Raw genomic sequence first — 15,758 nt, 5'->3', positions numbered from 1 at the left:
ACAAATGGACCTACGCGGCCAGAGCGAGGCGTACCAAGCCTTCGACATCCCGGTACCCCGCGACGGCAGCGTCGCCGACCTGCTTGCCGAGGCCCAGCGCCCCGATCGACGCTTCGTCGCTGTCGTCTGCGAGTCCGTAGAGCGCATCGCGCGGACCACCTATTACGGAACAAAGATCGAGCATGAACTTGAACAGGCCGGCGTTGTGCTCCTCGCTGCCGACGAAGGCATCGATCGCGATGCGGTCCGCCCCAGCGGAACAGGCGGCCCGAAGAATGCCACCTCTGTCCTGACCCGGCGGGTCAAGCAGGCGATCTCAGAGTGGTACGTCCTTCAAATGCTGGAGTTGTCGTGGAAGGGGTTCATGCAGCACACCGCGCAGGGCTGGAACATCGGGAAGCCGCCCTACGGCTACCTCGCGGAGCGGCATCCGCATCCGGTGAAGGCCAAGCGTGAGGAGGGCATCACGAAACACCGGCTCGTCAGAGACCCGGCTCGTGGACCGGTCGTCACCCAGATATTTGTCTGGCGAGCGCTGGAGCGCCTGTCGTATCAGCACATTGCCGACCGGCTCAACACCGACCTTGACCGCTACCCACCGCCGGTGCCGGTCAAGCGGGAGTCCTACAACACCGCCATCGGAGCGTGGACCCCAACGGCAGTGCGCGACATTCTCAACAACCCCAAGTATGTGGGGCACATGGTCTGGAACCGGCGTAAGCGGTCGCGGCCCGAGCGAGGAGTAAAGGGGCGGGTCAACCCGCCCAGTGAATGGGTCTGGTCCCCGAGCGTGACGCACGAGCCGCTCACGACTCGCGCCTACTTCGATGCGGGCAGCCCCGTGGGACGATACCGGCGGGGATCGCGGTCGAAGGCCACCAACAATGCGCACCCGGAAACCAAGCGCAGCTACCGGTACCGCTCCTATATCAAGTGCGACATCTGTGCACGACGTATGTTCGGTAAGACCCGCAAACGCAAGACGCGTGCCGACGACACCTACTACGCCTGCGTCACCAAGCGCGAGCACCACAAAGAGGAGATGTGGTATGAAATCCATCCCCCGGCGCTGACCGTGAACGAGGATGTCATCGACACCTTCGTCGCACGGTTCTTCAACGAGCGGGTCTTCGGGCTGCACCGGCTCGACTACCTTGAGGGGCCGGCTGAGCAGCCGATCCGCTCCGACGCGGAGGCGACCGCCGCGAGTTACGCCCGCAAGATCGATGAATTGGATGCGGCCAACAAGAACTTGATCATGTCGCTCCAGCAGATGGCAAGTTCGGGTGACCCCGAGATCGACGCACAGTGGCGAACCGAGATTCAGCGGCAGTTCGCCGACAACGCAAAGCGAAAGCAGACCCTAGCCGCTGAGCTTCAGGAGCTGGCCAAGGCCACCCGACCCAGGGGAGCCGGAGCACGCGAGCTGGTGGACCAGCTGCCCCATGTCGATCTCAACGTGCTCGATCTACCCGACGACAAGCAGCGGCAGTTGTTCGATGCCTTTCAGCTCGAGATCCGGTACGACCGGCACCTTCAGCGGATCACGCTGCGGGTAGCCGTACGTTCAGAGATGGTCGACGTCATCAGCCAGGCCGCAGCAGAGGTAGCGGCCTCGACCCGTTCGGTGCCGAGACAACGACAGCCCACACATGAACCAGTAGGGGCGGACGCCAGCGCGTCCGCCCCTGTAAGTCGTTCCCATGTTCGACGTGCCCCCGGCAGGATTCGAACCTGCGCCCCCGCCTCCGGAGGGCGGTGCTCTATCCCCTGAGCTACGGGGGCTCAGCGACCCGAGAAGAGTAGCAGGCCCTGTCGCGGGGAGCCCAATCGGTATCCGGCGGGTCGCTGTACCGGTCGGGCGAGCGGGCCCGGCTTCGCGGTGGGGTCGGCGGACCGGCCCGGTGACCTGGGATGTCCGGGTCACCGGGGGCGGAGTGGATCAGTAGCCGACGACGCGGTGCAGGCGCAGGAACGAGTCGGTGAAGCCGAGCGCCGGCCATGCCCGGGACGACAGCAGGTTGGTCGCGCGCCAGTCGGTGACGGCGCAGGAGAACCCGGCGGTACGGGTCCAGTCGAGGACGGCCTCACCCAGTGCCCGGCCCGCGCCGGCTCCCCGGGCCTGCGGGAAGACGGCCGCGAAGCCGAGGAACCCGGCGCGTTCGGGTCGGGCCAGTCCGGTGTGCGACGACGATTTTTCCAGCGGGCACCCGATCGCCGAGCCGATGACCTCGCCGTCGCGGACGGCCACGAAGGCGGCGTACTCCGGATTGTCGATGTCGGTGGCCCAGTCGTCGAGACATTCTTCCAGCGTGGGGACCGGGCCGGCGGAGAAGACCGGTGCCAGCGCCTGGTGGCGCGGCAGTTCCAGGTCGAGCCGGGCCAGCGTTTCGATGTCGTCCCGGGTGGCCCGGCGTACGGTCGTCGCGGTCGCGGTCGCGGTCGCGGTCGCGGTCGACGTCGCGGGCGGGTCCGTCCGCGACGCCGGTACCGGCCGGATCGCGTGGGTGTGCTGGTGGCCGAAGCCGAGCCGGAACCACGCCCCGATCAGTTCCGGGTCGGTGGCCGGTGCCAGGGCGTAGTGCGCGGTGCGGCCCTCGTCGACCCAGCGGGTCGCGGCCACGGCGTACAGGTCGCGGATGGTCTCGGCCTCGATGGTGGCCTGGCCTGCGGATTCCACCCAGATGTTCGGCCCCCACACCTCGGTCGACTTCGGCGCGCCGAGCAGGTAGCCGACGGCCTCGCCGCCGCGGGTGGCGATCGAGCCGGAGGCGTCCTGGCCGGCGCACGCCCGGTGGACCGCCGCGGTCGCGGCGGCCGGCTCGGTGAAGTGGGCCGGTAGCAGCGGAGACCGGTCAAGGTGCCGGGCGTGCCGGCGGGCCAGCAGGGTGCCGGCGGCGTCGATGTCGTCGGCGGTGAAGGGGCGGATCTCGAGTCGGGGCACGGGCGGTGACGGTACGGCGCCGGCGCCGCCGCCGCATGCGGATTGTGCCCGGGTACGGCGCCGCCGGCGGCCGGCATCGACGGGTCCGGGATCGTGCCGGTCGGGATCGCGCCGGTCGGGATCGTGCCGGTCCGGGGGAGGAGGCGCCGTCACCGCTCCGGCGGGCGTTGCGGTGCCGGCAGCCCGGTCCGGATGATCCGGGCGGGGTTGCCGACCGCGACGACCCCGGCGGGAAGGTCCCGGGTGACCACGGCCCCCGCGCCGACGACGGTGTCGTGGCCGATGGTGACCCCGGCGAGGACGATCGCGCCGCCGCCGAGCCAGGCGTTGTCGCCGATGGCGATGGGCCGTGCCGCCTCCCAGCCGTCCCGGCGCGACGGCGGATCCACCGGGTGCGTCGCGGTGAGGAGTTGGACGTTGGGTCCGATCTGCACGCTGTCGCCGATGGTGATCGGCGCGGCGTCCAACGCGACCAGGCCGAAGTTGACGAAGACCCGGGCGCCGATCCGGATCTGGTCGCCGTAGTCCACCCGCAGCGGTGGCCGGATCTGTGTGTCGGCGCCGATCGCGCCGAGCAGGTCGGCCAGCAGCGCCCGGCGTTGCCGCAGGTCGCGGGCCGGGACCGCGCCGAACGCCGCGGTCAGTTCGGCCGCGCGCAGCATGCGTTCGACCAGGTCCGGGTCGTCGGCCCGGTACGGGTCGCCGGCGAGCATCCGCTCGCGCATGGACCGGCCGGTCGGGTCAGGGTCCACCGGGGCTGGTCCGCGCGGCCGGGTACGGGCGTCGGGTCCGCGCGGCCGGGTACGGGCGTCGGGTCCGCGCGGCGGTCCGGGACCCGCGGGCCGCGGTCATGTCGTGCGGCCGCAGCTCGGCAGCGGGTGCAGCACGATCCGGGCGGGAATCCGGCGGGGCCATTCCACCCGGGTCCACGAGCCGTCGACCACGGCGTGCACGGTGCGGCCGTCCCGGCCGCTGAGCCGGAGCAGGAACTCGCGCGGCAGCGACGGGTCCACCGACGGCGCGGTGAGCAGGAACCGGGTGCGTCCGCGGGTGGAGATCGCCGACAGCACGTCGGCGGAGGGGGAGGCGCCGTGGATCCGGGTGCGCCCCACCCAGTACAGCTCGGCCTGGTGTTCCCGGGCGGTCCGCACGATCGCCGGGTACTCCCGGTCCATCCAGTCGGTCACCTCGGCCACGCAGAGGCCGCAGGCGCGGTCGGTGGCCTCGCGCGGGCCGAGCCCCCAGGCCAGCAGGTACCCGGCCACGTCGGTCGGGTCGAGGGAGACCTGGAACCGGCGGTTGATCACCTCGGTGAGGCTGTGCCGGCTCCACAGCTCGTCGTCCGGCCCGGACTCGTCGAGCCCGAACTCCTCGGGGTAGCGGTCGCGGACGAGCGCGATCAGGTCGAGTTCCTGGCGTCGGGTGAGCACGGTGGACTCGCCCACCTGCTCGCTGCCGCGTCGGGCCGCGGCGATGGCCCCCTCGCCGCCCAGCGTGTGTCGCCGGCACCAGCTGGCCACCGACCGTCGCGCGTCACGTACCGCTACAACCGTCATGCTCTGGACAACGAGCCCAGATCGGGGCCGGTACGCCATCTGTGGAGAAAAACGCTGTCACTCCGCAGATGCGGTCAGTAACCACCAAACCGGACACATTTCGATCATTGACGGGAAGGGTTCGCCGGCCCTTGCCCACGACGGGATCAAGCCTGACCGCCCAGAGGGGCAGGGTCGGTGAACCCCGTGCCGTCAGCCGGCCTTCGCCTTGGCCAGCAGGTCCGTCAGGTTGTTGATGTCCGTCTGCTGGGTGGCCTTCATCGCCTCGGCGATCTCCACCACCCGGCGGTCGTGGGTCTGGTCGAGGATGCCGTCGACCATGTGGATCCCGCCGAGGTGGTGGGTGATCATCAGCTCGCAGAACAGGACGTCCACCTGCGTGCCCCGGGCGGCGCGCAGTTGCGCCATCTGCTCCGGGGTGGCCATCCCGGGCATCAGGCCGTCCCGCAGCGCGGCGACGCCTTCGGGCATCCAGGCCATCGCCGGCTCGGAGCCGGTGGGCTCCAGCCGCCATTCCTTCAGCCAGGTCTGCATGATCCCGATCTGTGCCTGCTGGCCGGTGGCGATGTCCCCACCCATGATCCGTACTCCCGGGGTGGCCGCGCTCTGGAACGCGATCATGCCCATCTCCACGGCCTGCGCGTGGTGCACGGACATGTCCCGGGCGAAGCCGGCCTCCGGCGAGTTGTCCCCGGGCGCGCCCAGCTGCGGCGTCAGCCAGCCGCCGACGTACCCGATGAGCAGCCCGACCACGACGGCGAGCGTCAGGGCCAGGAGGCCGTAGCGGCGGTCCGCCGGCGCTCCGGCCGGCGGCGCCGGCGGCCCGCCCAGGTCGTCCCGCAGCACGGGATCGGTGGAGATCGTCATCGCTCGGCTCCCCGCTGCGGTGCCTACCCGCCCATCCCGCCGGCGTTGGCGTCGCCGCCGCCGGGCAGGTCGTGCGGGGTGGTGCCGGTCGCGGTGATGCCCTGCGAGCAGGAGGCGCCGGGCTCGGCCGCGGCGTTCACCCGCAGCGCCTTGATGAAGTCGTCGATCCGGCCGTCGCCGGCCTTGTCGACCTTGAGCTGGAAGCCCCACGCCTGGAGCGAGATCGGCTTGTCCAGGCCCTCGTACGGGCTCATCAGCATGTACGACTGGCCGCGCACCTTCTCGGCGAGCTTGTCGACCTGGTCCTGTGGCAGGTCCGGCCGGTACGTGATCCACACCGCGCCGTGTTCCAGGCTGTGCACCGCGTGCTCGCTGGCGATCGGCGCGTCGTAGACGTCGCCCATGCAGTTCTGCCAGACGTCGTTGTGCACCCCGCCGACCGGCGGCTGGTACTTCGTGTAGTTGATCGGGCCGGCCTGGTGCTTCTCGTACTTCAGGCTCTCCGGGTCGGTCTTGCGCACGTCGAGGATGCCGGAGATCGAGTCGGCCTTGTCCTGCCACGACCGGCCACCCTGGTAGACCGCCCAGGCGCCGTACCCGACGATGGCGACCGCGAGCACCCCGACGGCCGTGCCCAGCGCGATCGGACCCCACGCCCGGCCCTGGCTGACCTTGACCGGCGCGATCGGCTTGCGGCCCTTGCCGCCGCCGGCCGGCCGGGAACCACCGGTCGGCCGCTTGCCGTCGGTGGGCCGCTTGCCGCCGGGCCGGGACTGGCCGGCGCGGTTGGCCGCGCTCTTGGCCCCGGGCGCCGGGCGGGCGCCGGGGACCGGCTTCGACGGCTTCGCGGACTTGGCGTCCGCGCTGGTCGCGGCGCCCGAACCGGCCTCGTCGGCGGCGGCGTCCGGGCCGCTCTCACCGTCCTCGACCGGGGTGGCCGGCTCGTCGTCGGTCGCGGGCTTGCCGCCGGCCACCGCCTTCTTGCGGGTGACCACGATCGGCCGGCGTGGATCGCCACCGGGGGTGCTGATGCTCATCGTGCCTCGTCAGGTCGGTGGATCGCGGGGGAGGCGGTTACCGGGTCCACGTCTAGCTCAGGGTCGCCGCCGGGGCGCCGAGTCTACCCCGGCTAGCATGTTTCAGTGACTCCCGCCAAGCTCGCCCAGGTCGTCCTCGACGCCGCACGTGCGGTGTTCACCACGCGTGGCCTCGATCACTCGCTGCTGCCCGCCACCGCCACCGTCGAGCGACCGCGCAACCCCGAGCACGGCGACTACGCCTCCACGCTGGCCCTTCAGCTCGGCAAACGGGCCGGGGTGGCGCCGCGCGAGCTGGCCGGGGCGCTGGCCGAGGAGCTGGGCCGGGCGCCGGGGATCAAGTCCGTGGAGATCGCCGGACCGGGCTTCCTGAACATCCGGATCGAGGCCAGCGCCGCCGGGCAGCTCGCCCGGGAGATCGTCGAGGCCGGTTCCGGGTACGGGCGCAGCACGCGGCTGGCCGGCCAGCGGGTCAACCTGGAGTTCGTCTCGGCCAACCCGACCGGGCCGGTGCACCTGGGGCACACCCGCTGGGCCGCGGTCGGCGACTCGCAGCGGCGCATCCTGGCCGCCGCGGGCGCCGAGGTGACCAGCGAGCACTACGTCAACGACGCCGGCGCGCAGGTCGACCGGTTCGGCCGGTCGCTCTACGCGGCGGCCCACGGCGAGCCGGTTCCCGAGGACGGGTACGTCGGCGAGTACGTCGCGCAGATCGCCCGGCGGCTCGTCGAGGCCCGCCCGGACGTCCTCGACCTTGCGCCGGAGCAGGCGCAGACGGTCTTCCGGGACGAGGGCTACCGGCTGATGCTCGACGAGATGCGGGCCAGCCTGGAACGCTTCGGCGTGCACTTCGACGTCTGGTTCTCCGAGCGCACCCTGCACGAGAGCGGCGCCGTGGAGCACGCCCTGGACGAGCTGCGCGCGCAGGGCCACGTGTACGAGCGGGACGGCGCGATCTGGCTGCGCACGACGGACTTCACCGACGACAAGGACCGGGTGCTGATCCGGTCCAACGGCGAGAAGACCTACTTCGCGGCCGACGCGGCGTACTACATCAACAAGCGGGAGCGCGGCTTCGACAAGTGCGTCTACCTGCTCGGTGCCGACCACCACGGCTACGTCAACCGGCTGAGGGCGATCGCCGCCTGCGCCGGCGACGACCCGGACTACAACATCGAGATCCTGATCGGGCAGTTGGTCAACCTCGTCCGGGCCGGGGTGCCGGTCCGGCTGTCCAAGCGGGCGGGCAACATCATCACGCTGGACGAGATCGTCGAGGCGGTGGGCGTCGACGCGGCCCGGTACTCCCTGGCCCGGTCCTCCACCGACTCGCCGCTCACCCTCGACATCGAGGAGATCACCCGGCGCTCGAACGACAATCCGGTCTTCTACGTGCAGTACGCGCACGCCCGGATCTCCTCGCTGCTGCGGAACGCCGGTGAGCTGCGCATCGACCGGGGGTCGGAGTTCGACCCGGGGCTGCTGCGGCATGAGAAGGAGAACACCCTGCTGAAGAAGCTGGGCGAGTTCCCCGCGGTGGTGGCGACCGCCGCCGAGCTGCGCGAGCCGCACCGGGTGGCCCGGTATCTCGAACAGCTCGCCGGCGACTACCACCGGTTCTACGATGCCTGCCGGGTGCTGCCCCAGGGCGACGAACCGGCGACCGACCTCACCCGCGCCCGGCTCTGGCTGGTCGAGGCGACCCGGGTGGTACTGGCCAACGGACTGGACCTGCTCGGGGTTTCGGCCCCCGAGCGGATGTGACGGGGGAGTAGCTCATGCGCGCACACGAGGCGGGGGCGCTGCACGGCGAACTGGGGCTGCGCGGGCCGGCCTGGCTGCGTACCCCCGAGGACGTCAACGCCCTCGTGCCGCAGCTGTGGCCGCGGACGGTGGTCCGCGGTCCGGACGGCGCCCTCACCGTCGGCGGCCTGGACGTCCGCGACCTGGCCCGGGAGTTCGGCACCCCCGGGTACGTCCTGGACGAGGCCGATCTGCGGGCGCGGTGCCGGGAGTTCCGGGCGGCCTTCCCCGACGAGGACGTCTACTACGCCGGCAAGGCGTTCCTGTGCCGGGCGGTGGTGCGGATCATCGCCGAGGAGGGGCTGTTCCTGGACGTCTGCACGGCCGGGGAGCTTGCGGTGGCCCTGGCCGCGGACATGCCGGCGGAGCGGATCGGGTTCCACGGCAACAACAAGTCGCCGGCCGAGCTGGCGCGGGCGCTGGACGCCGGGGTGGGCCGCATCATCGTCGACTCGGACGCCGAGATCGACCGGCTCACGGCGCTGGCCCGGGAGCGCGGGGTGCGGCCCCGGGTCATGGTCCGGGTGACGGTCGGCGTGGAGGCGCACACGCACGAGTTCATCGCGACCGCGCACGAGGACCAGAAGTTCGGCTTCTCGCTGGCCGGCGGCGCCGCCGCCCAGGCCGCGTTCCGGATCCTCGACGAGGGCGTGCTGGAGCTGCGCGGCCTGCACTCGCACATCGGCTCGCAGATCTTCGACGCCGACGGGTTCGAGGTCTCGGCCCGCCGGGTGCTGGCCCTGCAGGCGCAGATCCGCGACGCCCGCGGGGTCGAGCTGCCCGAACTCGACCTGGGCGGCGGGTTCGGCATCGCGTACACCACCCAGGACGACCCGGCGACGCCGGCGGACCTGGCCAAGCGGCTGCGCCGGATCGTGGACGGGGAGTGCGCGGCCGAGCGGCTGGCGACCCCGCGGCTGTCCATCGAGCCGGGCCGGGCCATCGTCGGGCCGGCCGTGTTCACCCTGTACGAGGTGGGCACCGTGAAGCCGGTGTCGCTCGGTGCCGGTGTCGACGGGGCGGACGTCGGCCGCACCTACGTGAGCGTGGACGGCGGGATGAGCGACAACATCCGCACCGCGCTGTACGACGCGTCGTACTCGGCCACGGTGGCCTCCCGGCCGTCCTCGGCGGCGCCGATGCTCGCCCGCGTGGTGGGAAAGCATTGTGAGGCGGGGGACATCGTGGTGAAGGATGAATTTCTGCCCGCCGACGTGCAGCCCGGAGATCTTCTTGCAGTGCCGGGGACGGGCGCCTACTGCCGGAGCATGGCCAGCAACTACAACCATGTTCCGCGGCCCCCGGTGATCCTGGTGGGCGGCGGTGCGGCGAGAGTGATCGTCCGGCGGGAGACCGAGGACGACCTGCTGGCATTGGATGTTGGATGACGAAACCGGTACGGGTTGCGCTGTTGGGCTGCGGCACGGTCGGCGCCGAGGTGGTGCGGCTGCTGCACGAGCAGGCCGCCGACCTGACGGCGCGGGTCGGTGCGCCGCTCGAACTCGCCGGCATCGCCGTGCGCCGGATCGGCCGGGACCGCGGCCCGCTGCCGGTCGACCCGGCGGTCTTCACCACCGATCCGCTCGGCCTGGTCAAACGGGACGACGTGGACGTGGTGGTCGAGGTCGTCGGTGGCATCGAGCCGGCCCGCGGGTGGCTGGTGGAGGCGCTGCGGGCCGGTAGGAGCGTGGTCACCGCCAACAAGGCGTTGCTGGCCGAGGACGGCGCCAGCCTGCACGACGCCGCCGCGGAGGGCGGGGCCGACCTCTACTACGAGGCGGCGGTGGCCGGCGCGATCCCGCTGCTGCGACCGCTGCGCGAGTCGCTGCACGGCGACACGGTGACCCGGGTGACCGGCATCGTCAACGGCACCACGAACTACATCCTCAGCGCCATGGACGGCACCGGCGCCGGCTTCGCCGAGGCGCTGGAGCAGGCCACCGAGCTGGGGTACGCCGAGGCCGACCCGACCGCCGACGTGGAGGGCTTCGACGCGGCGGCCAAGGCGGCCATCCTCGCCTCGCTGGCGTTCCACACCCGGGTCAGCGCCGCCGACGTGCACCGGGAGGGGATCACCGAGGTCACCGCCGCGGACATGGCCAGCGCGAAGGCGATGGGCTGCACCATCAAGCTGCTCTGCCTCGCCGCGCGGGACGCCGACGGCAGCGGCGCCGAGTCGGTCAGCGTCCGGGTGCACCCCGCGATGATCCCGCTGACGCATCCGCTGGCCGGCGTGGGCGACGCGTTCAACGCCGTCTTCGTCGAGGCGCGGGCCGCCGGGCAGTTGATGTTCTACGGCCGTGGCGCCGGTGGCGCGCCGACCGCCAGCGCCGTGCTGGGCGACCTGGTGGCGGTGGCCCGCAACCGGCTGGCCGGGGTGCGGGCGGCCAGCGAGTCGGCGTACGCCGCGCTGCCGATCCGGCCGATCGGCGAGGCGGTCACCCGCTACCACATCAGCCTCGACGTGGCCGACCGGGCCGGCGTGCTGGCCGCCGTCGCCGGGGTGTTCGCCGGGCACGGGGTGTCCATCGCGACCGTCCGGCAGGCCGGCCGGGGCAACGACGCGGAACTGGTGGTGGTCACCCACCGGGCGCCGGACGCGGCGCTCGCGGCGACCGTGGCGGAACTGCGTGACCTGGAGCACGTCCGGGCGATCGTCAGCGTGCTGCGGGTGGAGGGCGACGCCTGAGCCGGCGCCCGACCCCGGGCGTCCCGAGGATCGGTACGGGCGTCCCGGCAGGTGGGCATCGGTGGGGCGGCTGTCGATCCGGGGCGGCCGTGCGGCAGGCTGGTGGTCGGGCGCGGAATGCGCCGCCGGGGGGCCACCGGTGCGAGGAGTGCGACATGTGGCGCGGACTGATCGACAGATACGCCGACCGGCTGCCGGTCACCGAGGCCACCCCGGTGATCAGCCTCTACGAGGGGAACACCCCGCTGCTGCCGGCGCCGGTGCTGTCCAGCCGCACCGGCGCCGAGGTCTATCTGAAGGTCGAGGGCGCCAACCCGACCGGCTCGTTCAAGGACCGGGGCATGACGGTCGCGGTGTCCAAGGCCGTGCAGTCCGGCGACAAGGCGATCATCTGCGCCTCCACCGGCAACACCAGCGCCTCGGCCGCGGCGTACGCCGCCCGGGCCGGCCTGACCTGCGCCGTGCTCGTGCCGCAGGGCAAGATCGCGTTGGGCAAGCTGGCCCAGGCGCTGGTGCACGGCGCCCGGCTGATCCAGGTCAGCGGCAACTTCGACGACTGCCTGGCGCTGGCCGGCAAGCTGTCCCAGGACTACCCGGTGACGCTCGTCAACTCGGTGAACCCGGACCGGTTGCACGGGCAGAAGACGGCGGCGTTCGAGATCGTCGAGGCGCTCGGCGACGCCCCCGACATCCACTGCCTGCCGGTCGGCAACGCCGGCAACATCACCGCGTACTGGATGGGTTACACCCAGGACGCGGCGGACGGCAACGCCACCCGCACCCCCAAAATGTACGGCTTCCAGGCCGCCGGCGCGGCACCGCTGGTCACCGGCCAGGTCGTGCCCGAGCCGTCGACGATCGCCACCGCCATCCGGATCGGCAACCCGGCGAGCTGGACCGGGGCACAGGACGCCCGGGACGCCTCCGGCGGGCTGATCGCCGCCGTGACCGACCGGGAGATCCTCACCGCGTACCGGCTGCTCGCCCGGCAGGTCGGCGTCTTCGTGGAACTGGGCAGCGCGGCCAGCGTCGCCGGGCTGCTCCAGCAGGCCGCCGCCGGCGCGGTTCCGGCCGGCTCGACCGTGGTCTGCACGGTGACCGGGCACGGCCTCAAGGATCCGGAGTGGGCCATGGCCACGGCACCGGCGCCGATCACCATCGCGAACGACCCGCTGGTCGCGGCGCGGGCCCTGGATCTGGTCTGAGCACCAGCCTGAGCGCCGGCTGAGACCGACCCCCGGCCGCCCCGGCACCGGGCGCACCATCACGGTCAGGCAGAATTCTTCCCACCGAGCCGATCACCCACGGGGGATGGACCGCATGTCCTTGCTCGCCAGATTCAGCCTTGCCAACCGCGGCCTCGTCACGCTGATGGCGTTGGTCGTCGCCGGGTTCGGCCTGTTCGCGGTGCCCTCACTCCGGCAGCAGTTGCTGCCGTCGGTGGAGTTCCCGGCGGCGTTCGTCGTGGCCACCTACCCGGGCGCCTCCTCGGAGGTGGTCGAGTCACAGGTCACCGAGCCGATCGAGGCCAGCCTGCAGGGTATCGCCGGCCTGAAGAAGGTCACCTCCACCTCCCGCGAGGGCGCGGCGACGCTCCAGGTCGAGTACGACTTCGGCACCGACCTGGACGTCGCGGTGAACAAGATGGAGAGCGCGTTCAACCGCATCCGGTCGCAGTTGCCGGACGGGGTCGACCCGCAGGTGCTGGCCGGCAGCACCGACCAGATCCCGGCCGTCGTGCTGGCAGCCTCGGGCGGCGACGAGCGGACGCTGGCCGGGAAGCTGCGCCAGGACATCGTGCCGGAGCTGGAGTCGATCGACGGCGTGGGCGCCGTCCAGGTCAGCGGCGGCCGGGACGAGCTGGTGGTGGTGACGCCGGATCCGCAGCGGTTCGCCGCGGCCAAGCTGCAACCCGGCGCCGTCGGCCAGGCGCTGCAGTCCGCCGGCGTCACCGTGCCGGCCGGCGCGGTCGCCGAGGGCGAGCAGGTGCTGCCGGTGCAGGTCGGCGGCCCGATCTCCTCGCTCGACGACCTTCGCGACCTCTATGTCTCCGGGTCCGGTGCGGCGCCGGTGAAGCTGGGCGACGTGGCGAGCGTCGAGCAGCAGCTCGCCCCGGCCACCTCGTTCACCCGTACCGACGGCAAGGACAGCCTCGCCGTACTGGTGACCGCCGCGCCGGACGGCAACGCCGTGCAGATCTCGCACGACATCGCCGACCGGCTGGCCGAGTTGCAGCGCAGCTCCGGCGCCGAGCTGACCGTGGTGTTCGACCAGGGGCCGTTCGTGGAGCGGTCCATCTCCAGCCTGACCACGGAGGGGCTGCTCGGGCTCGCGATGGCCGTGGTGGTGATCCTGGTCTTCCTGCTGTCCATCCGGTCCACCGTGGTGACCGCGGTGTCCATCCCGCTGTCGGTGCTGGTGGCGCTGATCGGGCTGTGGATCGGGGACTACTCGCTCAACCTGCTCACCCTGGGCGCCCTCACCATCGCCGTCGGCCGGGTGGTCGACGACTCGATCGTGGTGCTGGAGAACATCAAACGGCACATCGGGTACGGCGAGGACAAGCGCGCCGCGATCATCGGCGGGGTGCGGGAGGTGGCCGGCGCGGTGACCGCGTCCACCCTCACCACCGTGGCCGTGTTCGCCCCGATCGCCCTGGTCGGCGGGTTCGTCGGCCAGCTCTTCGCGCCGTTCGCGGTGACCGTGACGGTGGCGCTGCTGGCCTCGCTGCTGGTGTCGCTCACCATCATCCCGGTGCTGGCGTACTGGTTCCTGCGCCCGCCGCGCGGCGCCGGCGAGGACGAGACGGCGGTCCGGGAGGCGGCGCTGGAGCGGGAGCTGCGCAGCCCGCTCCAGCGGTCGTACCTGCCGGTGATCCACTTCGTCACCGGTCGCCGCTGGCACCGCTGGCTCACCGTGGCGGCCGGGCTGCTCGTGCTGCTCGGCACGTTCGGCCTGTCCAGCCAGCTCAAGACCAACTTCCTGGACGACTCGGGCCAGGACACCGTGAGCATGACCCAGGAACTTCCGGTCGGATCGAGCCTGGCCGCCACCGACGCGGCGGCCCGGCGGGTCGAGGCCGTCCTGGCCCGCACGGACGGCATCCGGACGTACGTCGTCACGGCCGGCGGCAGTGACACCCCGTGGGCCGGCACGAACGGCAACAACGTCGCCTCGTACAACATCGCATTGGAGTCCGGCGTCCCGGCCGCGACCATGAAGGACCGGCTCCGGGGGGAGCTGGACGGTCTGGACGGCACCGGCGCGATCCGGTTCTCCGGCGACAGCGCCTCCGGCAGCCAGCTCCAGGTGGTCGTGCAGGCCGCCGACCCGCAGGTGCTGGCCGACGCCACCGGGCAGGTCCGGGCGGCCATGGCGGACACCCCGCAGGTGACCGACGTGACGACCAACCTGGCCGAGAGCACCCCGCGGCTGAGCGTCACGGTCGACCGGGCGGCCGCGGCCAAGGCGGGCCTCTCCGAGCAGGTCATCTCGCAGGCCGTCGCGCAGGCGTTCCGGGGCAGCCCGCTCGGCCGGGTCAATCTGGACGGTGCGCAGCGGGACGTGGTGCTGCGGGCCGGCCAGAGCCCGACATCCGCCGACGCCCTGCGCGCGTTGCCGATCGGGCCGGTCACCCTCGACGACGTCGCGGACGTGAACCAGACCGAGGGGCCGGTCGAGGTGACCCGGATCGACGGCGACCGCAGCGCCACGGTCAGCGGCAACGCCGCCGACGCCGACCTCGGCACGACCACCGCGCAACTGCGTACCCGGCTGGACGCCATCGACGTGCCCGGCGCCACCATCACGATCGGCGGGGCGAGCGCCGACCAGGCGGACGCCTTCCACGATCTCGGGCTGGCGATGCTCGCGGCGATCGCGATCGTCTTCGTGATCATGGTGGCGACGTTCCGCAGCCTGATCCAGCCGCTGATCCTGCTGGTCTCGATCCCGTTCGCCGCCACGGGCGCGATCGCGCTGCTGCTGGCCACCAACACCCCGCTCGGGGTGCCGGCGCTGATCGGCATGCTCATGCTGGTCGGCATCGTGGTGACGAACGCGATCGTGCTGATGGACCTGATCAACCAGTACCGGGCGCAGGGCATGGACGTGCAGCAGGCGGTGATCGAGGGCGGCCGGCGACGGCTGCGGCCGATCCTCATGACGGCGATCGCGACGATCTTCGCGCTGCTTCCGATGGCGTTCGGGCTGACCGGCGAGGGCGGCTTCATCTCGCAGCCGCTGGCGGTCGTGGTGATCGGCGGCCTGGTCTCCTCGACGCTGCTCACCCTGATCCTGGTGCCGACGCTCTACACCATGGTCGAGGCCGCGAAGGCCGGTCTGCGGCGCCGCCTGGGCCGGCCCGAGCCGGCGCTGGCCACCGCGGGTCCGTCCGCCGACGCCGGGTCCCGGCCGCCCGGGGACGTCCCGGCGCCGGGCGACCTCGCCGGAACGCACCGGCCCGCGGCCGCCGGCGCGGCGGGGACCGGGTCGACCGGGGGCGGGCGGCACGCGGCCGCCGAGGACGAGCCGACGGACCGGGCCGGCCAACCCGGTACGCCCGGTCCGGGCATCCGGCCGGCGCCCTCCGGCGCGCTGGTGGACGGCACCGACCAGTTCGAGGTGCTGCGGCTGCCCAAGAGCCGGAACTCGCCGACCCAGCCGCCCAACCCGCCGGCCGGGTAGTCCCGCCGGCGGAGTGGGGTCCCGACCGGACGAGTGGGGTCCCGCCGGCCGGGTAGGCCGGCCGGCCCGCCGTCGAGCGCGGGCGGGTCCGCGCCAGGTCCGCGTGGCCGGGTCCGCGCCAGGTCGGCGCGGCCGGGTCGGCGTGGCCGGGTCCGCCCGGTCGGGTCGGCGTGGCC

Annotated in this window: 10 protein-coding genes, 1 tRNA gene and 1 pseudogene; 6 read left to right on the top strand and 6 right to left on the bottom strand. The window is 72.5% G+C overall.

Going from position 1 to position 15,758, the window contains the following annotated elements; translation table 11 throughout:
* Nucleotides 1-4: 4 nt before the first annotated feature.
* A pseudogene (locus CIK06_RS31610) lies at nucleotides 5-1,051 on the top strand (recombinase family protein); the annotation flags it as partial.
* A gap of 662 nt (nucleotides 1,052-1,713) precedes the next feature.
* On the opposite strand, the gene CIK06_RS23400 reads toward CIK06_RS31610, so the two are convergent.
* The 6 genes from CIK06_RS23400 to CIK06_RS23375 form a co-directional block, all read right to left on the bottom strand.
* Nucleotides 1,714-1,785 (bottom strand) — tRNA-Arg (locus tag CIK06_RS23400).
* Between the two features lie 157 nt (nucleotides 1,786-1,942).
* The gene (locus tag CIK06_RS23395; RefSeq protein ID WP_198347978.1) at nucleotides 1,943-2,944 is read right to left on the bottom strand and encodes a GNAT family N-acetyltransferase; all 1,002 of its coding nucleotides are present in this window, start codon (nucleotides 2,942-2,944) and stop codon (nucleotides 1,943-1,945) included.
* A 149-nt stretch (nucleotides 2,945-3,093) separates the two neighbouring features.
* Complete coding sequence (locus CIK06_RS23390; RefSeq protein WP_369916014.1) at nucleotides 3,094-3,696, bottom strand: sugar O-acetyltransferase; 603 nt, start codon at nucleotides 3,694-3,696, stop codon at nucleotides 3,094-3,096.
* A 96-nt stretch (nucleotides 3,697-3,792) separates the two neighbouring features.
* Complete coding sequence (locus CIK06_RS23385; protein WP_095566618.1) at nucleotides 3,793-4,500, bottom strand: winged helix-turn-helix domain-containing protein; 708 nt, start codon at nucleotides 4,498-4,500, stop codon at nucleotides 3,793-3,795.
* 192 nt (nucleotides 4,501-4,692) lie between these two features.
* A complete protein-coding gene (locus tag CIK06_RS23380) occupies nucleotides 4,693-5,367 on the bottom strand; it encodes a DUF305 domain-containing protein (protein ID WP_095566617.1) in 675 nt (224 codons plus the stop codon).
* A 23-nt stretch (nucleotides 5,368-5,390) separates the two neighbouring features.
* Nucleotides 5,391-6,404, bottom strand: coding sequence for a DUF3105 domain-containing protein (locus tag CIK06_RS23375; protein WP_095566616.1), 1,014 nt, complete (start codon nucleotides 6,402-6,404; stop codon nucleotides 5,391-5,393).
* A gap of 105 nt (nucleotides 6,405-6,509) precedes the next feature.
* Between CIK06_RS23375 and argS the strand changes: the two genes are divergently transcribed.
* From argS to CIK06_RS23345, 5 genes are all read left to right on the top strand, one after another.
* A complete protein-coding gene (gene argS, locus CIK06_RS23365) occupies nucleotides 6,510-8,168 on the top strand; it encodes an arginine--tRNA ligase (protein ID WP_095566614.1) in 1,659 nt (552 codons plus the stop codon).
* 14 nt (nucleotides 8,169-8,182) lie between these two features.
* Nucleotides 8,183-9,595 carry a diaminopimelate decarboxylase gene (gene lysA, locus CIK06_RS23360; protein WP_095566613.1) on the top strand — a complete coding sequence of 471 codons (1,413 nt, stop codon included), beginning with the start codon at nucleotides 8,183-8,185 and terminating at the stop codon, nucleotides 9,593-9,595.
* Complete coding sequence (locus tag CIK06_RS23355; RefSeq protein ID WP_095566612.1) at nucleotides 9,592-10,896, top strand: homoserine dehydrogenase; 1,305 nt, start codon at nucleotides 9,592-9,594, stop codon at nucleotides 10,894-10,896. Before lysA ends, CIK06_RS23355 begins: the two co-directional genes overlap by 4 nt.
* 155 nt (nucleotides 10,897-11,051) lie before the next feature.
* Entirely contained in the window at nucleotides 11,052-12,101 is a 1,050-nt protein-coding gene (gene thrC / locus CIK06_RS23350; RefSeq protein WP_095566611.1) for a threonine synthase, read from the top strand.
* 115 nt (nucleotides 12,102-12,216) lie between these two features.
* Nucleotides 12,217-15,582 carry an efflux RND transporter permease subunit gene (locus CIK06_RS23345; protein WP_095568070.1) on the top strand — a complete coding sequence of 1,122 codons (3,366 nt, stop codon included), beginning with the start codon at nucleotides 12,217-12,219 and terminating at the stop codon, nucleotides 15,580-15,582.
* Nucleotides 15,583-15,758 lie beyond the last annotated feature (176 nt).

Origin of the sequence: Plantactinospora sp. KBS50 (genome assembly GCF_002285795.1) — a bacterium.
In the GTDB taxonomy this organism is placed as follows: Bacteria; Actinomycetota; Actinomycetes; order Mycobacteriales; family Micromonosporaceae; genus KBS50.
The sequence above is the reverse complement of the archived record's forward strand: the minus strand, read 5'-3'. Positions and strand labels throughout refer to the sequence as shown.